This window comes from Deltaproteobacteria bacterium (assembly GCA_016219225.1).
Taxonomy (GTDB): domain Bacteria; phylum Desulfobacterota; class RBG-13-43-22; order RBG-13-43-22; family RBG-13-43-22; genus RBG-13-43-22.
The window spans coordinates 12476-37727 of record JACRBX010000287.1 but is presented as its reverse complement, the minus strand read 5'-3'; the positions used below and the strand labels follow the sequence as shown (position 1 = coordinate 37727).

Genomic DNA, 25252 nt, shown 5'->3' with positions numbered 1-25252 from the left:
GCGGATCGAAAAAGGGGAAAGGGAAACTGAAGAGTGTGTAGAGAAGACCTGTGTGGCTTTGCCGGAACTCAAAAAAGCCCTTCGCAAGTTAAAAACAGATGGTCTGGCCAGGGCGCTGATCCGCCAGACCGGTTTTCAAAAAGAAGACTTGTTAGAGGTCGACAAAAAGATCCGAAATGGGGAGCGGAAGATCCGAAGGGTGGAACAGGAATCCAGGATGACTTCCAAGTCTCTCAAGAGGATTTTAAAACAGGTTGAGGATGGTGAAACCAAGGCCCGGGACGCCAAAGCGGAATTAATCGAGGCCAATTTGCGGCTGGTGGTCAGTATCGCCAAGAAATATACCAACAGGGGTCTTCAGTTCCTGGATTTAATTCAGGAAGGGAATATCGGGTTGATGAAGGCCGTTGATAAATTCGAGTATCAAAGGGGTTATAAGTTCAGTACCTATGCAACCTGGTGGGTTCGGCAGGCCATAACCCGGGCCATTGCCGATCAGGCCCGGACGATCCGGATTCCGGTCCATATGATCGAAACCATCAATAAATTAATACGAACGGCCCGTTATCTGGTTCAGGAACTGGGAAGGGAACCTACCCCGGAGGAAATCGCCGAACGCATGGAATTTCCTTTGGACAAGGTCCGGAAGGTCTTAAAGATCGCCAAAGAACCCATTTCCCTGGAGACCCCTATCGGGGAGGAAGAGGACAGTCATCTTCGAGATTTTATCGAGGATAAAAAGATTTTGTCCCCCTCCGAGGCGGTAATCCGGTTGAATTTATCGGAGCAGACCCAGAAGGTTTTATCCACTTTGACCCCACGGGAAGAAAAGGTGCTGCGCATGCGTTTCGGCATCGGGGAAAGGGCCGACCATACCCTCGAAGAAGTGGGACGCGATTTTGATGTCACCCGGGAGCGGATCCGTCAGATCGAGGCCAAGGCTTTGCGGAAATTACGCCACCCCAGCCGCAGTAAACGGCTCAAGTCTTTTGTGGAGTAGTCTGTATACGGGACAGAAAAATCTTTGGCGAGAATTTTGTTGTTCAGGGTTGACATCCGTCCTTAAATTCAATATAGTTTTATTTTTTAAATACACAAAAAGGTACGGGCCCATAGCTCAGTTGGAAGAGCCACCGGCTCATAACCGGAAGGTCCCTGGTTCGAGGCCAGGTGGGCCCACCAGATCAAATGTCCAGGCAGAACCTATGCTTTGTGTTTATGGGTGTTAAAAAGTTTGTAACCATCAAACCCCCAGCGTCTGGAGGTAAAGAAAGGGTGCATTCCCACGGGTCTGCACCCTTTTTTATTTGAGAGATGGCGGTAATCGTTAAGGAAATCCAAGGCTGGCTGGAGTCCAGATTTCCTCCGGGTTGGGCCGAAGAATGGGACCGTATCGGTCTCCAATTGGGGGATCCTGAGCGACGGGTAGAGCGCCTCGGGGTTTCTCTCGAAGCTACACCCCGGTCGGTTTCCTGGGCCGTCCGGAATAACCTCCAGCTTATGATTTGCCATCATCCCCTTTTTTTTAACCCCATAACATCCCTGGAAAATCATCATGAACCCGGACGGACGGCGGTCCAAATGATCAAGGCCGATCTTTCCTTGCTGGTAGCCCATACCAATCTGGATGCCGCTCCCGAAGGGGTCAGCACCGCCCTGGCCCATCGTTTGGGATTGACCGATTTTCTTCCCCTGGAAAAACGTTTGGAAGACCAGGTCAAACTGGTTGTTTTTGTCCCCCTCGGGTATGAAGAAAAGATAACCAGGGTTTTGGATACCTCGAAGGCCGCCCGGATCGGCCATTACCGGTTATGTACCTTTAAATCCCGGGGAGAGGGGACTTTTGTCCCGGAAATGGGCAGCCGGCCTTTTCTGGGGGACATAGGCCGTATAGAGCGTGTTTCCGAATGGCGTTTGGAATTCTTGGCACCAAGGGGGTCGGTTTTTGAAGTACTGGAAAAAATTCGGGCCGTCCATCCCTACGAAGAAATGGCCTTTGATGTTTATCCGGTTGAAAATCCATCCACTGCAGTGGGGTTAGGCCGGGTGGGGGATTTTGATCCACCAATCCCTGGAGACCTCCTTATCCATCGCCTGAAACAAGACGTGGAGGCCCCCTCGGTACGGGTCAGCGGGCCGCTTCCCGGTCTGGTACGAAGAATTGGGGTCTGCGGGGGATCCGGTGGCCGGATGATTCCTGATGCAGTATCCGCCGGAGCGGAAATTTTAATTTGCGGGGAGATCGGCTATCATCCGGTGGTCTCTAATGAAGGACAGGGACTGACGCTGATTGAAATCGGTCATTACCCATCTGAAAAGTGGATCCTCCCGATTCTAACGGATATCATTAGGGAAGCAGGGCAAAGTTTGGGATGGGGGGTTGAAGTTTTTGAGGACCGGCAACCGGGAGATCCCTATTTTCAATTTTTTTAGGCTGAATACGAAAATTCGAATATTGAGCTTTTTTCTTGAACCAATTTTTATCCTTTTGGAGAACCTATGCAAGAACAATTAAACTTTTTAATTCAACTGCAACAATTGGACAAATCTATAGAACAGGCCCTTGTAAATGCTCAGGAAAATCCAAGAAAGAGAGAACAGATCGACCAGGAAACACAAAAGATCCAGGAGATCTTTCAGGCCTTTAAACAGGAAATAAATGAGATAAAAAAGCAACGAAAAGGTCTGGAGCGGGAGGTCGAAGAGTTAGAGCAGAAGATTAAGAAAAGCCAGGTCAAATTGATGGAAGTCAAGACCAACAAAGAATATCGGGCCATGCTCACCGAGGTTGATGAATTAAAAAAAGGAAAATCCGGAAAGGAAGACCTCCTCCTGGACTTCCTGGAAAGATTGGAAGAAGGGATTAAAAAAGAAGGGGTTTTGAAAGGGGATGTCGAAGCTCAAATAGCCAAAGGGGAGTTCAAGAAAAAAGAACTGGAAAAAGAAGGGCATGAATTGGAAGAAGACCTGTTGAAATTGAATCGTAAAAGAAAAGAAATGAGTGCCCTGATGGAGCCGGGTTTATTGAAGCAATATGAATTTTTAAGGGATCGGTTAAAGGGGACGGCTGTAGCGGAAGTTAAAGAGGGCGCCTGTCTGACCTGTCATATCCATATCCCCCCGCAGTTATATAATGAATTGCATCGCCAGGATCGCATTATTACCTGTCCCAGTTGCCTTCGAATCCTTTATCTATCCATACCGGCCCAAAGCAAAGAGGAGTGATGTTTTGCTGACCCAAAAGGATAAAACCAGTCCGAAACCCTGGCAACTTTTTTCCGACGGGGCTTCCAAGGGAAATCCAGGGCCGGCCGGGGCCGGCTGGATACTGATAAACGACCGGGATTCGGTAGTGGTCAAAGATTTCCAATACTTGGGGGAGGCGACCAATAACGAGGCCGAATATCAGGCCTTGCTTCTGGGTCTGAAAAATGCTTTGTCCATCGGGGTCCAGAAGATCCGGATTCATATGGATTCGGAACTTCTGGTAAGGCAATTAACCGGTCTCTACCATGTCAGGAATCCAAGGATGGCCGTTTATTTCCATCAGGTTCAAGACCTTTTGATGAAATTTTTAAAGTATGATATAATTCATATTCCCAGGGAGAAGAATCGGGAAGCCGATGCTATGGCCAATGAGGCTATTAGAAAGAAAAAAAGTGACCTTTTTAGTTCGGAGTAATTAGTTCGGAGTTCGGAGATGTGTGTTTTCACTCCGAACTCATCACTCCGAACTCCGAACTTTTTTGATGTTGTGTGGAAGTGGATTAAATGATCGCTCGCCGATCAGGCGGGAGGAAAGTCCGAGCTCCACAGGGCAGGATGCTGGGTAACGCCCAGTCTCGGTGACGAGAAGGAAAGTGCCACAGAAAAGATACCGCCCCTTATCAAGTGATGAGTGATGAGTGAAGAGTGATGAGTAAAATCTTTAGGGGTTTTACTCCGCACTCCGAACTCTGAACTCCGAATTAGGTGGCGGGTGACGAGTTGAATCTCTCAAGATTTTACTCCGAAATCCGCATTCCGAAATCCGCACTTGGAAGAGGTAAGGGTGAAATGGCGGGGTAAGAGCCCACCAGTATCCCGGGTGACCGGGGTAGCTTGGTAAACCCCATCCGGAGCAAGACCAAATAGGAGGGTGATACGGGTGGCCCGCCCAAGACCCTCGGGTTGGTCGCTTGAGGTTGGGAGCAATCCCGATCCTTAGATGAATGATCATTGTTTTCCGCCTTAAGCGGAAAAAACAGAACTCGGCTTATAATCCACTTCCACACCTTCCTTATTTCGGAATTCGGAATTCGGAGTTCGGAGTAAAAATCATAAACGCTCCTTCCTTCCCTGCCCTCCCCCTCGATAGGGAGGGCAGGGAGGGGGCAACGTTATTTTTGTATTAAGGAATCAGTTGAAAACCATTGCCCTGATCACTGCGGCCGGAAAAGGCCAGCGCATGGAATCTTCGATTCCCAAACAATACCTTTCTTTGGGGGGGAAACCGATTTTGGCCCAAACCCTCCAGGTCTTTGAAGAGTGCCCGGCCGTCGATGGGATTTATGTCATTGTTCCCCAGGATCAGTTAGATAGGGTTCAGAAAGATATTGTTGAAAAATATCAATTTAATAAGGTCCTTAAATTGGTCCGGGGCGGAAAGATGCGTCAACAGTCGGTTTGGAACGGTCTTCGGGCCATTCGTTCCGAATGTTCTATTGTAGTGGTCCATGACGGGGTTCGTCCTCTCATAGCCTGTCGATTGATCGAGAAAAGCATCGAAGAGGCCCAAAAACACGGGGCAGCCGTGGTGGGCGTTCCGGCCAGGGATACGGTCAAGAGGATAACCAAAGGGAAGAAAGTTCAGACCCTGCCCCGGGAGGAAATCTGGCTGGCCCAGACCCCGCAATCTTTCCAGTTCCCCTTACTGATGAAGGCCTTTCAAAAGGCCCAACAAGAGGATATTTGGGGTACCGACGATTCATTCCTGGTAGAACGCTTGGGACACCCGATCACCATGGTCGAAGGCGATTACAGTAACATCAAGATTACCACCCCTGAGGATTTGTCCATGGCCGAGAATTTTTTAAGAGAAAAAAAAGGTAAATGAGGCCGGCTTTCCGCGTAGGCCAGGGATATGATGTCCATTGTTTGGTCCCGGGAAGACCCTTGATATTGGGCGGGGTTAAGATTGCCTATCACCAGGGATTGGCCGGGCACTCGGATGCCGATGTATTATGTCATGCCCTGGGGGATGCCCTCTTAGGGGCCGCGGGTCTCGGGGATCTGGGCCGGCACTTCCCCGATACCGATCCCCGATATAAGGGAATCTCCAGCCTCCGGCTTCTTGAGACCATTATTTCCCTGCTCCACCAACAGGGTTTAGGCATCGAAAATGTAGATGCCACGGTAGTGGCCCAGGCCCCCAAACTGGCCCCTTATATTCAGGAGATGCAGACCGTTCTCTCCAAGGTATTAAACCTTTCTGCCGAACGGATCAATATTAAGGCCACGACAACGGAAGGGTTGGGTTTTGCCGGGCGGCAGGAAGGCATCGCCGCTTATGCGGTGGCCCTTATATCTAAAGAAGAGTAAGATTTCAAAAACATTAAAATAATCGAATTTTGATGCGTTCGTAATAAGTCCAAAAGCGCCGATTTACGTTATTCCCGTGAAAGCTTGTCCTCGAATGTCTTAATCGGGGACGGGAATTCAGTGTTTTTAATTAGTTACATATAGCCTGGATTCCCGCCTTCGCCCTCCGGGGCGTAGGACCCCAACGGGACGGAGTCGGGAATGACGAGTTTTTACGAGAACATCAATTTTTGATCTTGGAGCGTTTTGAATTATGTCCCTTCGAATCTATAATTCCCAAACCAAACAGAAAGAACCTTTTGTCCCCCTGAACCCGCCACAGGTGGGAATCTATGTCTGCGGCGTGACGGTTTATGACAGTTGTCATATCGGGCATGCCCGGTCCATGATTGTTTTTGACGCCCTGGTTCGAACCCTGCGGTTTAAAGGCTTTCAGGTTACTTATGTGCGCAACTTTACCGATATCGATGACAAGATCATCGCCCGGGCCGAGCAACAGGGTGTAGAGCCTAAAACACTGGCCGAAAAATATATCCAGGAATTTGGAGACGACATGAAGGCCCTGGGGGTTTTGGTTCCTGATTGGGAGCCCAGGGCAACCCGGCATATCCCGGAGATCATCCGATTGGTTCAGAAACTCATCGAACAGGGCACAGCTTATGAAATAGACGGGGATGTCTTTTTCGCCGTGGAGAAGTTTTCGGCCTATGGGGCCCTTTCCAACAGGACTTTGGAAGAGATGCAGGCCGGGGCCAGAATCGAGGTCGATCCCCGAAAACGGCATCCTATGGACTTTGCCCTCTGGAAAAAAGGCAAGCCCGGAGACCCGGTCTGGGACAGCCCCTGGGGACCGGGCCGGCCGGGCTGGCATATCGAATGTTCGGCCATGAGCTCCCGTTACTTAGGGGAGACCTTTGATATTCATGGGGGCGGAAAGGATTTGATCTTCCCCCATCACGAGAATGAGCTGGCCCAGTCTATGGCGGTTACCTTGAAGCCTCTGGCCCGGTATTGGGTGCACAACGGCTTTGTCACCATTGACGGGGAAAAGATGTCCAAGTCTCTGGGAAACTTTTTGACCATTAAGGAAATGGCCGGGCGGTACCATCCGGAGGGGATCCGTCTGCTTTTACTCTCCCGCCATTATCGTTCTCCGCTGGATTATTCGGACCAGGCCATGCAGGAAGCCCAGATGGGCCTTCACCGCTTTTATGCCCTGTTGAGGGATTTGGAAAACCCGGAAAATCGTCTTCAGATGAGAGGCAATGAATCCCTGACCCCGGAACGGGTGCAGGAAACGGAAGAAGCCATCACTAATTTCGGGGCCCATTTTCAAGAAGCCCTGGAAGATGATTTCAACACCGCCCAGGCCATTGGACATATGTATGAGTTAGCCAGGCAGTTGAATCGGGTGATGGATACCATCCGCCCGAAAGAAATAAAAGGCTTGCTTGGTCCCTTTCAGAAGGCTTCCGGACTTTTCAAACAATACGGACAAATCTTAGGGATCCTGGCCCAGCCTCCCCAGGAATTCTTGGAACAGGAACGGACCCGTCTCCTTAAAAAGATGGGCCTGTCCGCGGAGGAGATCGAAGAATTGATCGCCCAACGCAACCAGGCCCGTAAGGAAAAAGATTGGGCCCGGGCCGATGCCCTGCGAAACCAGTTAACGGAAATGCACGTTCTTTTGAAAGATACTTCTCAGGGAACGGTCTGGCAGATCGAGGAATAATAATGCCGGCGATAGGCGTGAGGCTGAAATCTATCCACACTCGATCCTGTTCGGGGACTCTTTGAGGAAAAATGGAAGTTCCGGTTGAGTGTGCGGAATGAAGTGCAATCCCTCCCCGATATCCTCCCCATGATCCCCTCCGGCAGTGTGGGACACAGAAAAGCCTCTGATTAATTAAAATTATACCCCTTCTCCTTAAAAAGTCTCAAGCAGATATCGACCACCTCCCGGTCATAAAGGATTCCTTGGTTCTGCGAGATTTCTTCCAGTGCCTCATCTATTCCCAGGGCCGGCCGGTAAGGACGGTGCGAGGCGATGGCCTCAACCACATCGGCTACAGCCAGGATACGGGCTTCTAAAAGAATATTCGATCCCATCAGGCCTTGTGGATACCCGGAGCCGTCCATCCTTTCATGGTGCTGAAGAACGATTTCAGCTACCGGCCAGGGGAAGTCAATGTCTTTCAGGATGTCATGACTGATCTGTGGGTGGACCTTGATCAAACCAAATTCAAGCTTACTTAATTGAGTAGGTTTACTCAGGATTTCGGCCGGGACGGCGATTTTTCCCAAATCGTGAATAATACCGGCCATGCGCAGGCCATCCATCTGGTCCTCGGGAAACCCCATTTCATGGGCGATGGATCTGGCCAAGTCGGCTACCCGCCGCTGGTGGCCGGCGGTATAGGGATCTCTGCTCTCTACGGTCAGGGCCATGGCCTGGATAATCCCGCCCAAGGCTTTTCGGAGTTTTTCCAAACTTATCTGGAGTTCCATCGAAGCTTGTTTGCGCTCGGTAACATCACGAATAGAAGCGATGACAATCCTTTGACCACTCCGTTGAACTACATTGGTATTAATCTCAACAGGTATAAGTCGCCCTTCTCTGCTGATCAGTTCAATCTCATCCGGGCCGGTGGGCTTGCCCTCGATATTGGCCTGGAGCAACTGGGCGGCTTTGTTCAGGCTTTCTTTCGACAAGATGTTCAACTCCAGGAAGTTTTTACCGACCAGATCCTCTCTCCTGTAACCGATGATCTCTTCGCACTTGCGGTTGCCGTAAAGGAAGTTGCTTTCCAGATCGCTCATGTAGACGCCATCCGGGGCATACTCCAAGTAACTCCTGAACAATTCCTCGCTTTCCCGCAGACGATTGCTGATCCTCTGCTCTATGAGGAGGGATTTTTTCAGGCCGTTCAGTAAAAAGGCCGTGGTAATGGTGACAAGGGCATTGAGGAGGAGAAAATTGGCCGACATGACCACCCATTTCTCCAGTGGGTTGACCACGTGTAAGATCCATTCCGGGTTGCCATAAGCGATGAAAATCCCCACCGACAAAAGGGCAATCGTATTCAAGACTAATGTCCAGATCGCAGCGCCGAGGCCGATGAAGGTACTGATCAGAACCGAGGCGCCGAATAGCCAGATATAACCGGCCCCGACTGGCCCCAGAATAAAGAGGATGCAGATGCCGAGGGTAAAGAGAATGGAACAGAAAGCCAGTGCTCGCAACACCAAAGACGAATTACGGGCAATCAGAATGGTTACGGCGGCCATATAGGCTGCGGAATCGATCAGGAGGACACTCCAGAGTCCTTCTCTATAGGCCAGCAGAAGGGAAGGGATCAGAGCGATAGGGCCGAATACGGCGGCGGTGAAACAGATGAGAAAGAGAATACGCTCTCGCCAGAAGGTCAAGGGGTCGCTGGTCCACACATACGCGGGCAACAGCCTTTTTTCCAGGGCGGACCATCTTGTTTCGAACATTTCCCTGTATCGGCTATGCAATGGTCGACCTCCACGTCACTGAATCTGAGGAGAAAACCCCCGTTGCACCCCTAAAGGTAACTTCTGGCTTTCACATATCAAACTATAAGCGCTTCCTTTGAGCCTTCAGCTTTGAGCCATAAATGATTTTTATAATTTACCCCAAAGCCTCCAGATCGAACCGGGCCAATTGGTCCTTGATGGCCGAGAGGTCCTTTTTTTCTTCCAGGGCCTTTAAGATTTTTTTCCGTCCTTCCAGGGTGCCGAAAAGCAGACTGCCCACCAGTTGATTATCTTTAAGAACCAGTTTTCGATAGGTCCCGGCCGCCTGATTCTGATCGACAAAGGCCAAAAGCTTCCCTTCGGGATCGATGTCGCCGGCGGCTAATAAATCGATCCCGGCCACCTTGAGCTGATTGGAAGGGGTGGTTCCGGTATACTCAGCCGTCCCCCCGGCCATATTCAGACCGGCCACCTGGCCCTGCTTTTCCGAAGCCGGCCAGATGCCGTACACCATCCCTTTATGTTCGATGCCGTCACCGGCGGCATAGATATCCGGGATCTCCGTTTCCATCCGGTCCGAAACCGGGATGGCCTTGCCGATCTTCAAACCTAAATTTTGTCCTAGTTCCAGATTGGGCCTGACCCCGGCCGATATAATAATCAGATTGGTCTCAATGGACCGGCCATCCTCCAGAAGGAGCCCCTGGGCATGGTCATCGCCGGTGATTTCCTTGGAAACAACACCCAGATAAAAATGAAATCCCATCTGCTCCAAGCGGCCTTGAAGCAGGGCCGCACAGGCCGGATCGGTCTGCCGTGGAAGAAGACGGGGGAAGAATTCGGCAACCGTTACCTTCAAACCGGTCTTTCGAAGGCTGTTGCCCACTTCCAGACCCAAGAGCCCGCCGCCTATCAATAAGGCATTGGTCTTGCCGGCGGCAAAGGTCTGTATGGCCCGGGCATCCTTGAGACTGCGCAAGGTGAATACCCCAGGCTTTTCGGCCCCTTTAATAGGCGGTACAAAGGAATAACCGCCGGTGGCCAGTAAAAGTTTATCATAGGCGTACCGTTCTCCTGACCGGGTGACCACTTCTTTCCGGTCTTTATCGATTTCCTTAATTTTGGTATTCAGAAGAAGTTGGATCTTCTGGGCATCATACCAGGCGTTGGAACGGATCTGGAGTTTCGGCATCTCCAGTTCGCCGGCCAGGTATTCCATCAACCGTATGCGGCTGTAAAAAGGAAAGGCTTCATCGCTAAATATTTTGATTTCTCCTGCCGGGTCGGTTTTTCTGATGGTCTCTGCTGCGGTGGTGCCGGCAACCCCGTTGCCGATAATGATGTAGTTCATGAGTCACCTCCTCAATTGACGGATCGGAAAAATTTTATTGAAAGTATTATATTACACAATCCTCATCCTTGAAATTAAGTTGAGATCCATCGGCAAAAAACAGAGTCCCTTTAACCAAACCGGCAACGGGAGGACGTTCTTCGTAATGAAGTGAAGTGGAGAGGAGAAAAGGGGCTTCTGCTAAGAGAGATTGTAAGTCGGTCAGGTAACCTGTTAGAGACATATGGTTAAATCTTCAAGGTTCTTTATTTGCTCACGCAGATGATGGGATATCTCCAATTCCCCTTCAAGTTCAAGCAAATCCATATCCTGATTTTCAGGATGAGGCACTTCCCCCGCCATAAGGAGATCAGGATTGACCTGGAGTTGATGAGCTAATTGTTGAATCCTTTCCTCCGTCTGAAAAAGACTTTGTGAAAGGATACGTTTCTGTCGTTCGATAGCATCTTGAAGAACCGGAAGCACTTTTTGGGGTTCAGAAGTGATTATCTGAATTTTTTCCATAAAACCATCTCTTTTATTAATGATTCAATTTTTGTCTATAGTATAATCATTTCCAGATAACAATACAAGAAAGAACCGCCATGAAACTCGTCCTGATCCAGCCGCCCGTCCAGGATTTCTATGATACGGCCATTAGGCTTCAGCCCATCGGATTAGCTTATTTAAAGGGGGCGATGAAAAAGCACCTGCCGGAATGGGAAGTGGTGATCAAAGATTTTCATCAAGGCTGGGGCCGACGGACCATCGCCCTGCCCAAAGAGTTGGCTTATCTGAAAGACTATTACCCCTGGCCGGACCAAAGCCCTTTTTCATTGTTTCACCACTATTATCATTTCGGGGCCTCTCTTGAAACCATTGCCCGGGAAGTGGCTCAGGAAAAACCCGACCTGGTGGGGATTTCTTCGCTTTTTTCTCCTTATTTCCGGGAGGTGCTGAAATGCGCCGATACCATCAAGAAGGAATTAGAATGCCCGATTGTTCTCGGCGGTTCCCATTGCTCGGCCCTGCCCGAGTTGATGCTCCGCCATCCGGCCGTCGATTGGGTGATCCGGGGAGAGGGGGAAAGGCCTCTGATGGAATTGATCAAGGCCTGGTCCTCAGGCCAGGGGTTGGAAGGGGTTCAGGGGCTCGGATACAAAAAAGACGGCCGTCTATTCCTGAATCCCCCTGGCGTCCCTTTTCCCATCGAGGAACTTCCCATTCCGGATCTTTCCGATTTGGCCCCGGAAACCTATACCTATGAAAAGCGCCCCATGTGCTTTATCATGACCTCCCGGGGCTGTCCGCATCAGTGTTCCTTTTGCTCGGTACACACCACCTTTCCCGGCTACCGAAGGCGATCGGTAAGGGATGTTTTTGAAGAAATCAGGCTTCGTTATCAGGAGGGATACCGGGTCTTTGATTTTGAAGACGACAATCTGACTTTTGACCAGGGAGAGATAAAAATCCTCTGTGAAAAATTAGGCCGGGCCTTTCCGCCGGGGAAAATCGAACTGCTGGCCATGAACGGCATCTCTTATCAGAGCCTGAATTCGGAATTGTTGATTTTGATGAAAGAGGCTGGTTTTACCCATCTGAATCTTTCTCTGGTCAGTTCCAGTCCCGTGATCCGGAGAGAAGCCCTTCGACCCCGGGGGATGAAACACTATCTGGCGGTGGTCCATGAGGCTTTCCGCTTAGGGTTTAAGATTGTCTCTTATCAGATATTAGGTCTGCCCGGTGAATCACTCAACTCCATGATCCGGACCTTGCGGGTCAATTCCCAGCTCCCGGTCCTTTTAGGTGCCTCCCCTTTTTATTTAACCCCCGGAACCCCCATCGCTCAAAAGTTTCCGGAACCGACCGAGTCCGATGTCCTTAAATCCTGTCTCACGGCCATGGCCATTGAAACCGATAATTTCAAACGAGAAGATATTTATACCCTTTTTGCCGCCACCAGGATGATCAATTTTTTTAAGGGGCTGCGGTTTCACGACCCCACGATAAATCTTAAAACAGCCCTGGGGATTGCCCGGAAGGGGGGAAGGAGGTCGGCCCTGGGGGCCGAGATTTTCGAAAGGCTTTTAGCCGAAGGTCGACTCTATGCCGCCGTCAAAGAAGGGTATCGAGATCTGCCCCGCTTTAGAGCAGGTCTCTTTTCCGACCTCTGGTCCCGATTGGATCATATCAAAACCCAGGAGGGGAGAATTATTAAAACGAGTTAAATACAGTATTTCCAAAGGCAAAATAAGGGAAATACCTTATATCCCACCGGCTCCATCTCTATTAAAATTAAAATTTGCTATTTTATAAGGAAAACTATCACAGAAAGGAGGTGGATCGGGATGACTAATAAGCCGAACCCCACGGTGATGGCCAAGGAAGCTGCCTATTGGGATAAGATGAAGAAGGTCTTGAAGGAAAATCCTGGTAAGGTATGCCGCAAGTGAAAGAGTTGAAAATCTTAAACGTTGCTTGGATAGCAACGAAACCCGGTGGCGGATGGGCAGGGTAAAGAATCTCCTGCTTATCCGCCATTTTTCCTTTGATGATGGCGTGATCAAAACGAATCGAAAACCACCCGATAAAAAAAGTGAGGGTTTATGTTAACGGATAATGCTATGGATTTTTTTGTTCAGTGGCACCTCACCGAGCGCTGCAATCTTCGATGCCGGCATTGTTATCAGGAAGGAAAAGCCTCCCAGGAGATGTCCTTGGCTGAGATCAAACCGGTGGTACAGGAGATCGCCGATATGATCGAGGCCTGGTCAGAAGCCTATGATATGTCCTTCGCACCCAGTTTTAATGTCACCGGCGGAGAGCCTTTTCTCCGGCCGGACCTGTTTGAGATTTTGGAGGCCATGGGCCAAAAGGGATTTGAACTTTACCTGCTTTCCAACGGGATTTTGATAGACCGGGAAAAGGCCGAGCGGCTCTCTCAGTTGGGGGTGAAGGGGATTCAAGTCAGTATGGAAGGGCCGGAAAGGATCCATGAATCGATCCGGGGGAAGGGAAGTTTCGCAGCCACATTGGGAGGGATCGATCAACTGCTGACCGCGGGCCTTAAAACCACCTTGAATATGACTTTATCTGAGATCAACGCCCCTTATCTGGAAGAAATGGCCGTCCTGGCCGATTCCCTCAAGGTGGACCGTCTTGGTTTTTCCCGGCTGGTCCCTTCAGGCCGGGGGGTGGGATTGCTGCCGCATATGCTGAGCAAGGAAGAACTAAAGGACCTTTATCTGGAAGTCTTTTCGATCCGGTTTCCTGGTCTGGAAATAGTCACCGGCGATCCGGTGGCCTCCCAAATGGACCGCTTTGCCGAGACGGTGGACCTTGGGGCTGTGCCCATGGGCGGCTGTGCGGCCGGATTTTCCGGAATGACCATTTTACCCGATGGAACGGTTACCCCCTGCAGAAGGCTCCCGATCCCCATTGGGAATGTCAAAGAAGACTCGCTGCGTGAACTTTGGGTTACCTCTCCGGTACTCGAAAAGCTCCGGGACAGGAGCCAGTACCAGGGCAAATGCGGTTCTTGCAACCGATGGGCCAATTGCCGCGGTTGCCGGGCCGTTGCCTATGCCTGTTCCCAGTCCAGAGCAGAGAATGATTTCCTGGCCGAAGATCCCCAGTGCTTTTTGTAGTAGGAAATTATGGGTCAGGGGCCGGGGGGGCGGTTAAAGAATATAGTTGCAAGATGCAAGTTTCAAGTTTCAAGGTGAAAACCTTGCAACCCTGCCTTCGCCTATTGCCCATAGCCCATAGCCTCAAAACGTTTTCATGTTTCGCGGTGCCCTGCCAGGCATGAAGCTTAGGTTTGAAAATTTGAATGGTGAATTCAGTATTAGCCTATGCGTTTTTTAAAGGCCTCTTTCCGGATGTCTACCGCCGAGGCGTCTTCCTGCCGAAAGCCCTGTTTAATAACCGATTTACTATAATTTTATCATTAAAATACAGGGTTGACTCTATTCCATTAGCAAATGGGTTTTGGTAGTGTTTAATTTTGTAAAGGAATCTAAGCGCGTTATCTCCTTTTTCTGATAACTTGAAGGCCTAATATATTGGAAAAGGAAAAGGGAAATCCACAGTGATCAAGGTTGGGAAAGAAAACTCATGTCGATAGAGGTTTTTTTAGCCGATGATCACCCCTTAGTTCGAGATGGTCTGGAGGCCATCTTCAGGGCTCAGCAGGAAATAGTTTTTATCGGAAGTGCCGCAGATGGACGTCGGGCCGTGCAGCAGATCCTGAAGTTGAAACCGGATGTTGTACTTATGGATATTTCCATGCCGAACTTAAATGGGATCGAGGCCACCCGGCAAATCATCGAAAATCAACCGGCTATTGGGGTAATCATTCTCTCCATGTTTGATAACTTCGAATATATCAATCAGGCCTTTCAGGCAGGGGCTAAAGGTTACCTTCTCAAGTTGTCAGCCACTGAGGAAATCTTCGAAGCGATCCGGACGGTGCACACTGGCCACCATTATCTCAGCCAGAGAATTTCAGAGATCCTGGTTACCGAGGTTCTGGTCAAACGCGACGAACATTTAAAAAAAAGTCCGCTTGAACGTCTTAGTTCCAGGGAGCGGGAAATCCTGCAACTGGTCGTGGAAGGTTATTCGAGCGTTAAAATCGGAGAAACCCTGTTCATATCCCCCAAGACAGTAGAAACCTACCGCGGCCGTTTGATGGAGAAGTTGGGAATCTGCGATCTCCCCACCCTGGTTAAGTTTGCCATTAAGCACGGCCTTACCCCCTTGGAATAATCTTTCCCCTTATTCTGTTTGATCCAGCCATCCCTATCCATCGATCAAAGAGATTATCCCACTATTTTACTTTCCTCATTTGAAGCCTAAAAAAAGCCTCCCTTCAATTCTTTTCAGGAATTCCCCACAGGATATTCCGGGTTCTCCCGACTGACAAAGAAAAAAAGAAAGCCTATATTAAGATCAAAAGGATTAAAGCGCTTCCAAAGGTTATCCGGAGAGGGTGAAACCAAAGCCTGTCGATCTTAAAAATCAAAGATGGGTCAAAAATAAGAAAGGAGGTGTTGTTGATGAAAAAGTGGATCAAAAGTTTTTTAGCAGAAGAGGAAGGCGCCAATGCCATTGAGTACGGTTTGATCGCCTCATTGATCGCTGTGGCTATCATTACTGCGGTCACCGCAGTAGGAACTGCCTTAGTTACTAAATTCAATGCAGTGTCTACAGCCTTATAGCAGTTAATCCACAAACCGGGATCGACAAAGTCCATTTTAATACAGGGTGCATTATTGATGTCTGATTTCATAATAATGCATCCTGTCTCTCAGGACCGATAAAATATTTTTAAGGAATACTGTCTATATGATGAAAACACCGCAAACCTGGTTCTTATTGGCGGCCTTGATCTTAGCGGTAATAAATGACCTCAACTCTCAAAAGATCCCCAACCGTCTTACTTATCCGACCATGGCTTTATCCCTTATCTATTGGACAGGCTATAACGGCTGGTCCGGCTTCCTTTTCAGTCTGGCGGGTATCTTGACCGGACTCGCTGTTCTGATCGTTTTTTATCTGGCCGGTGGGATGGGGGCCGGCGATGTAAAGTTAATGGCCGCAGTGGGGGGATGGCTGGGACCTCAGGGTGTTTTCTGGGCCTTTCTTTATACGGGGATTTTCGGGGGAGTCTACGCATTAATTCTTATTCTGATCAATACCGTCTGTCAAGAAAGAATAAAGGGATGCTGGATAAACTTAAAAAGTTTTCTATTGACGCAACAGTTTGTTCCTCTCCCTGGTTCTAAAGAGAAAGCGACTCAGTTATGTTACGGATTAGCCATCGCCGCAGGTACGGTCTTCTCAATTTTAAAAAAGGGAGGATAGAAGGAGGTCATCATGAAACAAAATAAACCGATTATTTTGCTGGGAGTGGCTTTGGCGATCGCCCTGATCACCAGTTTGTTGTCATACAGTTGGCTGCAGAAGAGGGCGCAACTGCGGGAGGGGATGGCTTTAAAAACCCATCCGCTTGCCGTGGCGACCATGGATATCCCCTGGGGAAAAGTCATCACCAAAGAGATGATTACCATGAAACCCTTTCTCGGGGAAAGTTGTCCCCCGGGTTGTTTTACCAATGGGGCCAAGGTCTTCGGACGGGTGTTAACCTATCCGATCAAAAAGGATGAACTGATATCGGAATCCAGACTGGCCCCGGCCTCCATCGTCCAGGGCGGGGTAGCGGCTATCTTACCGGTGAATAAAAGGGCCATGGCCATCAAGGTGGATAAGGTGGTTGGGGTCTCCGGGTTTATTCATCCGGGCAACCGGGTGGATGTCCTGGTGACCCTCAATAAAGAAAAAGGTAAAAGTGAGAATCCGATAACCAAGGTGGTTCTGCAAAATGTTCTGGTGCTGGCTGCCGGTTCGGATGTGGAAGAGAAGGGGAAAAAGGAAAAGCCTGCCCAAGTCGATGTCATCACCCTGGAGGTTACTCCGGAAGAAGGGGAAAAGCTGGCCCTGGCCGCTACGGAAGGGAAAGTACAATTGGCCCTGAGAAATTATACCGACACGGAATCTGTTTTTACCAGAGGGACCACAGTTCCCTATCTGTTGGCCTCCTATAGCCCGGCCGATCCTCCGAATAATCCGGTTAAGAGAGTTACAGTCAAAAAAAAATCTTCTGAAAGTCAATCGTCGAATAACCAAAAACCCGAGCAGGTAAAAAAAGCTTTTTTTACCGTGCAATTAATCAAAGGCAATAAAGTCAGCGAAGTCAATTTTGAAAGAGGTGAAGACCAATGAAAATGGACCATTCCATTAAGTTTGGGATTTTGTGTCTATTGTTTTCCTTTCTGATTCTGCCGCCCCTGGGTCTTTTGGTTTCACCATCCTGCTGGGGGCAGGGACCGGAAAGGGTTTCCCTCCAAACCATCGCCCCCCAGAAATTGAATTTAATCCTGGGAAAGTCCATCATCATTCAAAGCCAAAAACCCATAAAGCGGGTTTCCCTGGCCGAACCGAGGATAGCCGATGCCATGGTCTTGACTCCTCACCAGCTTTACCTGGTTGGAAAAACCTCGGGTTCAACCAACGTCACTATATGGGAAGACGAAAATAAGATTTCCGATGTTTTGGACCTGGAAGTGGCCCCGGATCTCACTCAATTAAAGGAACGACTCCATACCCTTTTCCCGGAAGAAAAGGGCCTGCGTCTCCATTATAACCAGGATTATATCACCCTTTCCGGAACGGTCTCCAATTCAGCCAATCTTTCTCAGATCCTTTCCCTGGTGGAACCCTATGCCCCTTATGATAAAGAAAACAAAAAGGGCAGGATCGTTAATCTGCTCCAGGTCGGCGGGGTGCATCAGGTGATGTTGGAGGTGCGGGTATCCGAAATGTCTCGAAATGTGGTTAAAAGGTTTGGATTTAATTTCGGGCTCCTTAACCGCAGCGGAGAGATTGGCCTGACCTTGCTTAATAATTTATCGAATCTGCCCCCCAAAGGCTTGGCCCCCCTGAGCGGTTCGGGAGTTTATACTTCTATTGACGGCTATCCTTTGGATCCGTTGGCTGTTTCTTCCAACATTAATGGAGTGTTGCGATTTCTGGTCAACGGCACCCCCTGGACGGTTTTGATAGATGCTTTAAAGGAGAACGGTCTTTTAAAAGTCCTGGCGGAACCTACCCTCATCACCCAGAGCGGGCAGAAAGCCAATTTCCTGGCCGGTGGGGAATTCCCTATTCCTTATTCTTCCGGATTAGGAACCGTTTCGGTCGAATACAAACCCTTCGGTGTGGGATTGGCCTTCACTCCGACGGTATTAAGTAACGGTAAGATCCATATGCAGGTGGCCCCCGAGGTGTCCGAACTTGATTTCTCCAATGCCGTGGTCGTCCAAGGCTTTCTTTTGCCGAGTATCAATACCAGACGGGTGGCTACCTCCATCGAACTGGGGGACGGACAAAGTTTCGCCATTGCCGGTCTCCTTAAAGAAGATGTGCGGGAAGTGGTCTCCAAGTTTCCTGTTTTAGGGGACATCCCCATATTGGGTTCTTTATTCAGAAGCAGTGCTTTCCGGAAAAATGAATCGGAATTGATTGTTATTGTCACCCCTCATCTGGTGAAGCCTTTAGATATGACCAAACAGACGCTTCCGACCGATCAGTTTGTCGAGCCGACGGATTTTGAGTTTTATCTGTTGGGGAGTTTGGAGGGCACGGGAAAAGAAAAACCCAGACCTGGAAATCCTTCCTCCGCCTGGCCCACAACCCCCTCGAAGAAAGAGGAAGGGTTGGTCGGAAAATTTGGACATGCCGTTCCTCAATAGAGATGAAAGCGGAATGACCGGGAAATCGGGGAAATGGGAATAGCAGCGTAACCCGATTAAATACAAGGAGGATAAAATGACAACAAAATGTTTAATCCTACTGGGAATAATAGGTCTTTCTTCTTTGCCGGCTGATATGGTTTTTGCTCAAGAAAAAAATCTCAGCCGACTGGAAATGGATTACGGGACCTCTGTTAAGCTGGCCAGGTTTAACCAGATATTAAATCCACAGGCCGAAAAAAATCTGGAGCCGGTTGTCGGGTTGAATGCCCAGGCGGCCCAGAAGGCCCTGGAAAGATATTGGAAGGGTTTTGAAAAAGAGGATAAGTCTCCGGTTTATTCCATTAACTTCGGCACCATCAAATAAACATTATGGAGAAAACAATGAGATTGAAAAGTCAACGGGGCGGGGCGGCCGTAGAGTTCGGGTTGGTCCTGCCCCTCCTGGCGTTGATCCTTTTTGGCATCATTGAATTCGCCCTTCTTTTTTACAACAAACAAGTGATCACCAATGCCAGCCGGGAAGGGGCCCGTTATGGAATAGTCATGGCCGATCCCAGTATGACCGCGGGGCAGATTAGTACCGTGGTTTCCAATTATTGCAATAATTACCTGATCGGTTTTCCAAAGGCTACGCCTGCAATCACCTCGACGGTCTGCCCCGATCCGCCAAGGGGGATGTTTGGAACCAATGAGGTAACGGTCACCGTAAGTTATAACTATAATTTCCTGGCTTTCCCTAATCTACTGGCTCTTCTCGGCTCCGAAAGCATGAGCGGTCCCATGATTTTAACGGCCTCAACGGTAATGAAATGCGAGTGAAAAGGGATATGAAGATAAATTCGGGGCTAATGGCCAAAATAGAGGAAAGACGGGGGGCTACCGCTATCATGGCAGGTATAATGCTTTTTGTCCTGGTGGCCATATCCGCTCTGGCCATAGATGTGGGTTATATCCTGGCCTCCAGGAATGAACTCCAGAATATAGCGGATGCTTCGGCCCTGGCGGCTGCCAGTCAATTGGGGTCGATTTATGCGGGAATGACCTATGATGAGCAACAGGCCTACCTCTGTGACCCATCCACCCTTATAGCTATGGCTAAAGACATAGCCCTGAAAAACAAGGCGGCCGGACTAAATATCAGTATCGCCGACGGGGATGTTATCGTCGGCGTATGGGATAAAACGAACCGGGTTCTAACCCCGACTCTAAATCACCCGGATGCCGTAAGCGTAACGGCCAGACGGGATAATTCGGCCAACGGAAAAGTTGCCACCTTCTTTGCCAGCGTGTTCGGACAAAGCGATGTCCCCCTTTCCGCCGTGGCGACCGCCTCTTTAACCGGCCAGGGCACGGCCTTGCCGGGGGGGGTACCGCTGCCTATCGGCATTTCCAAGGCAAGGGTTGAGGCCGGGTGTCCGAATAACGGTGAAATCCAATTTGCCCCCACCGGAACCTGGGAGGGATGCGCCGGTTGGATGGTTTATGATACTTCGCCGGCCAGCGACAGTAAATTAAGGGCCATTTTGGATGGATTAACAAACGGCACCTATCAAAGTCCGGCTACTTATGCCGGGAGTACCTATTTCAATTTTATCGGTGGTGAACTAAGTACCAATACCTTCGAGGCCTTTCAGAATCTTTTTGATGCCATGAAGATAAAGAATGACGGCACAATGGATGCTGATAATGATCCGAATAGCTGGACGAGCACCCTGGTGGTTTATGACCGGGATGATTGTTCCAACCCGAATCAGTCGATTAAAATTGTTGGATTTACTACGGTTACTATCTATGAGGTGACATGCCACCCTAAGAGCATCAAGGCCCGATTCAAGTGTGATTACATAGATCTCGGTAGGGGCGGGGGGGGTAACAGCGGGAATATCGGTACTATTCCGGGGTTGGTTAAATAATATTTTATGAAAGAAGAGAAATCCCATGGATCCAAATCAAATATCCGTTCGATTAGCCATTGATCAGAAGGAAATAAGGAGCGAATTTGAAAAGATCATCCCCCAAATGGAAGGGTTTTCCCTTCAGAGAGTAGGGGATTCGGAACCGGCAGATCTTCTTATTATGGAATTAGGAGAAGATTTGATGAAGGCGTTTCAGCATATCCATTTCCTTCAGGCGTCCGGAGAGATCGGGGAGATTTTTTTAACTTCCCTGCAAAAGGACCCGGATATTTTAATCCGGATTCTTAGAATGGGCATCAAGGAATTTTTCCACCAACCCGTCAATAAGGATGAAATAAGAAAGGCTCTCATTCGTTTCAGGGCACGAAAATTAAATTTGAGTCAGATCCGGGGAAAAGGGAAGATCCTCCACCTTATAGGAAGCAAAGGCGGGGTGGGGACCACTACGGTGGCGGTCAACCTGGCCACCAGCCTCAGACAATTGGAGAAGGTTCAATCCGTTGCCCTGGTAGATATGAAATTGTTCTTCGGTGAAATTCCCCTCTTTCTGGATATGAGACCCTCTTTCGACTGGGGGGAAATCGTTAAGAACATCAACCGGGTGGATGCCACATTTCTGATGAGTATTCTTTCAAGGCACAGTTCGGGGGTCCATGTCCTGCCCTCTCCGACTATCTTGAACGGTCTGGCAGCGACCCCGGAGATGTCCGAGCGGCTTTTGAATTTATTGAAAGCCACCTTTGATTTTATTGTTATCGATGGGGGGCAATCTCTGAATAAAGCCGGTTTAAAGATGTTGGAGTTGTCCGATTTTGTGCTTCTGGTTGCCGAACTGAATCTCTCTTGCTTGACCAACCTTAAGAGGCTCCTCTGGGCTTTTAAGGAATTAGGATTTCCCGGAGAAGAAAAGGTCCGGATCATCATCAACCGCTATCAGAGGAGATCGCTCATTTCCCGGGAAGAGGCGGAGAAAAGTATTAATAAGAGAATTTCCTGGTTTATTCCCAATGATTACTCCACCACGACAGCCGCCATCAACCAGGGACGGACTCCCCTGGAGATTGAACCCAAGACAGAAATCAGTAAAAATTTCAGGGAATTTTCATCCACCTTTATGGAAACCCAAGAGGAAGAATCCGGGAAAAGTTGGACTTGGGGCGGAAATTTATTCAATCGGAAGATGAAAACAGCCCGTCAGACCGTTTAAAAAAAAACATTCTATGGACAGGAGTGAGAGGCATTTAAGATGGATATCACCGATCGAATGAATAGAGCCATTCCGTTGCATCCCAAAGGATTTTCACAGGCCCTTTCTGAGGAGACCGAAAGAGACCTGTCGACCAATGACTATTATGAGTTGAAAACCAGGATCCACGACCGCCTGCTGGATTTGCTCGATCTCACCCTGATCGACACCCTGGATAAAGGACTGCTTAGACAAGAGATAAAAAAGTTGGTTGAGAAGATACTCTCGGAAGAGAAAAAAAGTCTACCCTTGAATTTTTTTGAGCGGGAGAGATTATTCCGGGAGATCCTGGATGAGGTGTTGGGCTTGGGACCGCTGGAACCCTTCCTGCAAGATCCGACGGTATCGGATATCCTGGTCAACACCTATAGACATATTTATTTGGAGCGGTTCGGGAGACTGGAGAAGACCGAGGCCCGATTTAAAGATGATATGCACCTGAAGAGGATCATCGATAAGATTGTTTCCGCTGTAGGGCGCAGAGTGGACGAATCCTCACCGATGGTGGATGCCCGGTTGTTTGACGGCTCCCGGGTCAACGCCATTGTTCCACCTCTGGCCATCGACGGTCCGATCTTATCCATCCGGCGTTTTGCCGTTGATCCCCTGGAGATGAAAGACCTGATTGCCTTAAAAACAATTATTCCGGAACTGGGGGAACTGATTAAAGGAATTGTCAGGGCCCGGTTGAATGTGCTTATCTCCGGCGGCACCGGGACGGGAAAAACCACATTGCTCAATGTGCTTTCCCGATTCATCCCTGCGGAAGAACGAATCGTCACTATTGAGGATTCTGCGGAGCTTCAGTTAAAACAGGAGCATGTGGTCCGTCTGGAAACACGCCCCCCGAATATTGAGGGCAAAGGCGAAATCACCCAACGGGACTTGGTGATCAATAGTCTGCGCATGCGGCCGGACCGGATTATCGTCGGTGAGGTAAGAGGGCGGGAGGCCCTGGATATGCTTCAGGCCATGAATACCGGTCATGATGGTTCGTTGACTACCGTTCATGCCAATTCGCCCCGGGATGCCTTGATTCGTTTGGAGACTATTGTTTCCATGGCCGGACTCAGGATTTCCGTGGAATCCCTTCGTAGATATATCAGCTCGGCTCTGAATGTGGTTATCCATCTCAATCGTTTGATCGATGGTAGCAGGAAAGCGGTCAGTTTTCAGGAAATCACCGGCATGGAAGGGGATATCATCACCATGCAGGAAATATTTTCCTTTGAACAGACCGGTATCGATTCCAGCGGAAGGGTGCAGGGAAAGTTTCGATCGACCGGTATCAGGCCCAGATTTATTGAGAAGTTTAAGGCTTTTAATATACCGGTCGCTATGGATCTATTCGATCCTCAAAAGGTTTATGAGATTTAGAAGGATACTGCAATGGAATTAATCATCACTATGGGGATATTTGTGGTGACGGTAATGCTGGTAGAGGGGGTTTATCTGGCTATAAGGGCCATGCGCAATCCGGAATGGAAACGGGTCAAAACACAGTTAAATCTGTTATCCTCCCAAACTTCCCAGGAAGAGGCCTTAGACATCGAACGGAAAAAAATTTTGAGCCAGGTCCCCTGGTTGGACAGGATGCTCTGGCGTGTCCCTAAGATCAGACGGTTGGAACGGATTCGGGAGCAGGCCCATACGGAGTATCCGCTTGGTTTTTTCATTTTAATTGCGATGATTTTGGCCGTCCTGGGATTTTTTCTGGGCTCGATAACGACTTCCGCCCATTGGCTGTTTCGCCTGCCGGGGGCCGCTTTCTTAGGGGCTTTGCCGTTCCTTTATTTAACTATTAAAAGAAAACGCCGGATGGAAAAGTTTGAAAGGCAATTGCCGGATGCCTTGGATCTGATCGTCCAGGCCTTGAGGGCCGGCCATGCCTTCACCACCGGTTTAAAAATGGTGGCTGAAGAATTCAAAGATCCCCTGGGTCCTGAATTTGATCGGACTTTGGGTGAAGTTAATTTCGGGATTAATATCAACAGGGCCTTAAAAAATTTACTGAACCGGCTGGATTGTCCGGACTTGAGATTTTTTGTCATGTCCATCCTGCTTCAGAGGGAAACAGGGGGTAATTTGGCTGAAATTCTGGGAAACATCAGCCGTCTGATGCGGGAACGATTTAAATTCCAAGGTAAGGTTCGCACTTTGTCGGCGGAGGGGAGGCTGTCAGCCATACTACTGATTGCCCTCCCCTTCTTTGTGGTTTTTGTCTTAATCATCATCCGGCCGGAATATATAGGATTTCTGGCCACAGACCCGATCGGCAGAATACTGTCGGCGGTGTCTATGGTGTTCATGGCGTTGGGCGTAATCGTGATGAAAAAAATGATTGCCATTCGAGTTTGAGAGGATAGAGCCATGGAACCCATGATGGTATTGATTCCGGTTCTGGTCTTTTTCGCTACGCTATTATCGGTTGCCGGTATAGCCGGATATCTTAAATACCGCAGCGAGCGTCAGGAGATCATTAATCGTCTCCAAGGGACGGAAAGAAAGACAGAGTCCGAAAATAACGCGGAGAGCGGAGATTCCCCGCTTAAAAAAATAGTCCTGAGTATTGTCAGCACCTTCAGTGGCCTGACCCAGCCCAAAAAAAAGGAGGAACTCACACAAACGCGACAAAAATTCCTCCGGGCCGGATATCGCAACCCCAAGGCCTCGCTCCTCTTTTACGGTGCCAAGGCCTTCCTGCCGGTTGCGATACTTGCCCTTTCTGTAATAGCCTATTTTTTTATCGACCATACCATGCCGGTATTTAAAGTTGTAATTTTTTCCCTTATCCTGGCTTTAGCCGGATATTATCTGCCCGATCTCTGGCTGAGATTACGCCTGGCCCGAAGAAAAGATGCGATATTTAAGGGATTTCCGGATGCCTTGGACATGCTGGTGGTTTGTGTGGAAGCCGGCATGGGAATGGATGCGGCAATCAGCCGGATCGCGGAAGAAATGGCTTTGAGCAATAAGATCCTGAGCGATGAGTTGCGGCAGGTTAATTTGGAAGTGCGAGCTGGGAAATCACGTCAGGAAGCCTTGCGGAATTTGGCTTTCCGGGCGGATCTGGAGGACGTGGAGAGCCTGGTGTCCCTTTTGATACAAACCGACAAATTCGGCACCAACATAGCCCAGGCCTTAAGGGTCTATTCCGACTCCATGAGGACCAAGAGATTTCAAAAAGCAGAAGAGATCGCCGGAAAGCTTACCGTGAAATTAATCTTTCCCCTGATTCTCTTCATTTTTCCTTCTCTATTTGTGGCCATCATGGGCCCGGCTATGATTAGAGTCTACAGGACCTTTTTGGGATAATATTTTTAAAGGGAAAAGGGGCACTCGAACCGATGGAGGAGGCGTT

At 49.2% G+C, this 25252-nt stretch carries 24 protein-coding genes, 1 tRNA gene and 1 other RNA gene; 23 read left to right on the top strand and 3 right to left on the bottom strand.

All coding sequences use genetic code 11. The features are described 5' to 3' along the window. From rpoD to HY879_23640, 9 genes are all read left to right on the top strand, one after another. Positions 1-1000, top strand: a 1000-nt coding sequence (gene rpoD, locus HY879_23680) for an RNA polymerase sigma factor RpoD (protein MBI5606345.1), incomplete at its 5' end; no start/stop codon positions are given. A 106-nt stretch (positions 1001-1106) separates the two neighbouring features. Further along, positions 1107-1182 (top strand) — tRNA-Ile (locus tag HY879_23675). A 132-nt stretch (positions 1183-1314) separates the two neighbouring features. Next, positions 1315-2433, top strand: coding sequence for a Nif3-like dinuclear metal center hexameric protein (locus HY879_23670; protein ID MBI5606344.1), 1119 nt, complete (start codon positions 1315-1317; stop codon positions 2431-2433). A 66-nt stretch (positions 2434-2499) separates the two neighbouring features. Next, complete coding sequence (locus tag HY879_23665; protein ID MBI5606343.1) at positions 2500-3225, top strand: hypothetical protein; 726 nt, start codon at positions 2500-2502, stop codon at positions 3223-3225. A 4-nt stretch (positions 3226-3229) separates the two neighbouring features. Next, on the top strand, positions 3230-3682 hold the full coding sequence (locus HY879_23660; protein ID MBI5606342.1) for a ribonuclease HI family protein: 453 nt from the start codon (positions 3230-3232) through the stop codon (positions 3680-3682). A 77-nt stretch (positions 3683-3759) separates the two neighbouring features. Then, positions 3760-4273, top strand: an RNA gene (rnpB, locus tag HY879_23655) — RNase P RNA component class A. A 129-nt stretch (positions 4274-4402) separates the two neighbouring features. Next, on the top strand, positions 4403-5095 hold the full coding sequence (ispD, locus tag HY879_23650) for a 2-C-methyl-D-erythritol 4-phosphate cytidylyltransferase (GenBank protein ID MBI5606341.1): 693 nt from the start codon (positions 4403-4405) through the stop codon (positions 5093-5095). Beyond that, positions 5092-5580 carry a 2-C-methyl-D-erythritol 2,4-cyclodiphosphate synthase gene (locus HY879_23645; GenBank protein ID MBI5606340.1) on the top strand — a complete coding sequence of 163 codons (489 nt, stop codon included), beginning with the start codon at positions 5092-5094 and terminating at the stop codon, positions 5578-5580. Before ispD ends, HY879_23645 begins: the two co-directional genes overlap by 4 nt. Before the next feature lie 253 nt (positions 5581-5833). After that, positions 5834-7312 carry a cysteine--tRNA ligase gene (locus tag HY879_23640; GenBank protein ID MBI5606339.1) on the top strand — a complete coding sequence of 493 codons (1479 nt, stop codon included), beginning with the start codon at positions 5834-5836 and terminating at the stop codon, positions 7310-7312. A 170-nt stretch (positions 7313-7482) separates the two neighbouring features. Here the strand turns inward: HY879_23640 and HY879_23635 are convergent, their stop codons facing one another. From HY879_23635 to HY879_23625, 3 genes are all read right to left on the bottom strand, one after another. Continuing rightward, the gene (locus HY879_23635; GenBank protein ID MBI5606338.1) at positions 7483-8568 is read right to left on the bottom strand and encodes a PAS domain S-box protein; all 1086 of its coding nucleotides are present in this window, start codon (positions 8566-8568) and stop codon (positions 7483-7485) included. 667 nt (positions 8569-9235) lie between these two features. Further along, complete coding sequence (locus tag HY879_23630; GenBank protein MBI5606337.1) at positions 9236-10432, bottom strand: NAD(P)/FAD-dependent oxidoreductase; 1197 nt, start codon at positions 10430-10432, stop codon at positions 9236-9238. Positions 10433-10645: 213 nt separating this feature from the next. Then, entirely contained in the window at positions 10646-10936 is a 291-nt protein-coding gene (locus HY879_23625; protein ID MBI5606336.1) for a hypothetical protein, read from the bottom strand. Positions 10937-11016: 80 nt separating this feature from the next. On the opposite strand from HY879_23625, the gene HY879_23620 reads away from it, so the two are divergent. The 14 genes from HY879_23620 (at position 11017) to HY879_23555 (ending at position 25206) form a co-directional block, all read left to right on the top strand. Next, positions 11017-12639: a B12-binding domain-containing radical SAM protein gene (locus HY879_23620; protein ID MBI5606335.1), complete on the top strand. Its 1623-nt coding sequence runs from the start codon at positions 11017-11019 to the stop codon at positions 12637-12639. A 378-nt stretch (positions 12640-13017) separates the two neighbouring features. Continuing rightward, positions 13018-14058, top strand: a complete 1041-nt coding sequence (locus HY879_23615; protein MBI5606334.1) for a radical SAM protein — start codon at positions 13018-13020, stop codon at positions 14056-14058. A gap of 469 nt (positions 14059-14527) precedes the next feature. Continuing rightward, a complete protein-coding gene (locus tag HY879_23610; GenBank protein MBI5606333.1) occupies positions 14528-15181 on the top strand; it encodes a response regulator transcription factor in 654 nt (217 codons plus the stop codon). Between the two features lie 290 nt (positions 15182-15471). After that, the gene (locus HY879_23605; GenBank protein MBI5606332.1) at positions 15472-15633 is read left to right on the top strand and encodes a Flp family type IVb pilin; all 162 of its coding nucleotides are present in this window, start codon (positions 15472-15474) and stop codon (positions 15631-15633) included. A 127-nt stretch (positions 15634-15760) separates the two neighbouring features. Next, complete coding sequence (locus HY879_23600) at positions 15761-16279, top strand: prepilin peptidase (GenBank protein ID MBI5606331.1); 519 nt, start codon at positions 15761-15763, stop codon at positions 16277-16279. Between the two features lie 12 nt (positions 16280-16291). Continuing rightward, positions 16292-17197, top strand: coding sequence for a Flp pilus assembly protein CpaB (gene cpaB / locus HY879_23595; GenBank protein MBI5606330.1), 906 nt, complete (start codon positions 16292-16294; stop codon positions 17195-17197). Then, a complete protein-coding gene (locus HY879_23590; protein ID MBI5606329.1) occupies positions 17194-18726 on the top strand; it encodes a type II and III secretion system protein family protein in 1533 nt (510 codons plus the stop codon). Before cpaB ends, HY879_23590 begins: the two co-directional genes overlap by 4 nt. Before the next feature lie 76 nt (positions 18727-18802). Then, positions 18803-19093 (top strand): hypothetical protein, encoded by a 291-nt coding sequence (locus tag HY879_23585; protein MBI5606328.1) that lies wholly within the window; start codon positions 18803-18805, stop codon positions 19091-19093. 5 nt (positions 19094-19098) lie between these two features. Further along, positions 19099-19548 (top strand): pilus assembly protein, encoded by a 450-nt coding sequence (locus HY879_23580; GenBank protein MBI5606327.1) that lies wholly within the window; start codon positions 19099-19101, stop codon positions 19546-19548. 8 nt (positions 19549-19556) lie between these two features. Beyond that, a complete protein-coding gene (locus tag HY879_23575; GenBank protein ID MBI5606326.1) occupies positions 19557-20642 on the top strand; it encodes a hypothetical protein in 1086 nt (361 codons plus the stop codon). A gap of 25 nt (positions 20643-20667) precedes the next feature. Beyond that, entirely contained in the window at positions 20668-21852 is a 1185-nt protein-coding gene (locus HY879_23570; protein ID MBI5606325.1) for an AAA family ATPase, read from the top strand. Positions 21853-21909: 57 nt separating this feature from the next. Beyond that, the gene (locus tag HY879_23565; GenBank protein MBI5606324.1) at positions 21910-23268 is read left to right on the top strand and encodes a CpaF family protein; all 1359 of its coding nucleotides are present in this window, start codon (positions 21910-21912) and stop codon (positions 23266-23268) included. A 12-nt stretch (positions 23269-23280) separates the two neighbouring features. Next, entirely contained in the window at positions 23281-24249 is a 969-nt protein-coding gene (locus tag HY879_23560) for a type II secretion system F family protein (protein ID MBI5606323.1), read from the top strand. 12 nt (positions 24250-24261) lie between these two features. Continuing rightward, a complete protein-coding gene (locus HY879_23555) occupies positions 24262-25206 on the top strand; it encodes a type II secretion system F family protein (protein ID MBI5606322.1) in 945 nt (314 codons plus the stop codon). Positions 25207-25252: the final 46 nt, after the last annotated feature.

What these genes read in the sequence shown, in the direction of transcription:
- HY879_23670 (MBI5606344.1), top strand. Translation starts at nt 1,315, where the DNA reads ATGGCGGTAATCGTTAAGGAAATCCAAGGCTGGCTGGAGTCCAGATTT.
- HY879_23665 (MBI5606343.1), top strand. Translation starts at nt 2,500, where the DNA reads ATGCAAGAACAATTAAACTTTTTAATTCAACTGCAACAATTGGACAAA.
- HY879_23645 (MBI5606340.1), top strand. Translation starts at nt 5,092, where the DNA reads ATGAGGCCGGCTTTCCGCGTAGGCCAGGGATATGATGTCCATTGTTTG.
- HY879_23640 (MBI5606339.1), top strand. Translation starts at nt 5,834, where the DNA reads ATGTCCCTTCGAATCTATAATTCCCAAACCAAACAGAAAGAACCTTTT.
- HY879_23635 (MBI5606338.1), bottom strand. Translation starts at nt 8,568, where the DNA reads ATGTCGGCCAATTTTCTCCTCCTCAATGCCCTTGTCACCATTACCACG.
- HY879_23630 (MBI5606337.1), bottom strand. Translation starts at nt 10,432, where the DNA reads ATGAACTACATCATTATCGGCAACGGGGTTGCCGGCACCACCGCAGCA.
- HY879_23625 (MBI5606336.1), bottom strand. Translation starts at nt 10,936, where the DNA reads ATGGAAAAAATTCAGATAATCACTTCTGAACCCCAAAAAGTGCTTCCG.
- HY879_23620 (MBI5606335.1), top strand. Translation starts at nt 11,017, where the DNA reads ATGAAACTCGTCCTGATCCAGCCGCCCGTCCAGGATTTCTATGATACG.
- HY879_23615 (MBI5606334.1), top strand. Translation starts at nt 13,018, where the DNA reads ATGTTAACGGATAATGCTATGGATTTTTTTGTTCAGTGGCACCTCACC.
- HY879_23610 (MBI5606333.1), top strand. Translation starts at nt 14,528, where the DNA reads ATGTCGATAGAGGTTTTTTTAGCCGATGATCACCCCTTAGTTCGAGAT.
- HY879_23605 (MBI5606332.1), top strand. Translation starts at nt 15,472, where the DNA reads ATGAAAAAGTGGATCAAAAGTTTTTTAGCAGAAGAGGAAGGCGCCAAT.
- HY879_23600 (MBI5606331.1), top strand. Translation starts at nt 15,761, where the DNA reads ATGATGAAAACACCGCAAACCTGGTTCTTATTGGCGGCCTTGATCTTA.
- cpaB (MBI5606330.1), top strand. Translation starts at nt 16,292, where the DNA reads ATGAAACAAAATAAACCGATTATTTTGCTGGGAGTGGCTTTGGCGATC.
- HY879_23590 (MBI5606329.1), top strand. Translation starts at nt 17,194, where the DNA reads ATGAAAATGGACCATTCCATTAAGTTTGGGATTTTGTGTCTATTGTTT.
- HY879_23585 (MBI5606328.1), top strand. Translation starts at nt 18,803, where the DNA reads ATGACAACAAAATGTTTAATCCTACTGGGAATAATAGGTCTTTCTTCT.
- HY879_23580 (MBI5606327.1), top strand. Translation starts at nt 19,099, where the DNA reads ATGGAGAAAACAATGAGATTGAAAAGTCAACGGGGCGGGGCGGCCGTA.
- HY879_23575 (MBI5606326.1), top strand. Translation starts at nt 19,557, where the DNA reads ATGAAGATAAATTCGGGGCTAATGGCCAAAATAGAGGAAAGACGGGGG.
- HY879_23570 (MBI5606325.1), top strand. Translation starts at nt 20,668, where the DNA reads ATGGATCCAAATCAAATATCCGTTCGATTAGCCATTGATCAGAAGGAA.
- HY879_23565 (MBI5606324.1), top strand. Translation starts at nt 21,910, where the DNA reads ATGAATAGAGCCATTCCGTTGCATCCCAAAGGATTTTCACAGGCCCTT.
- HY879_23560 (MBI5606323.1), top strand. Translation starts at nt 23,281, where the DNA reads ATGGAATTAATCATCACTATGGGGATATTTGTGGTGACGGTAATGCTG.
- HY879_23555 (MBI5606322.1), top strand. Translation starts at nt 24,262, where the DNA reads ATGGAACCCATGATGGTATTGATTCCGGTTCTGGTCTTTTTCGCTACG.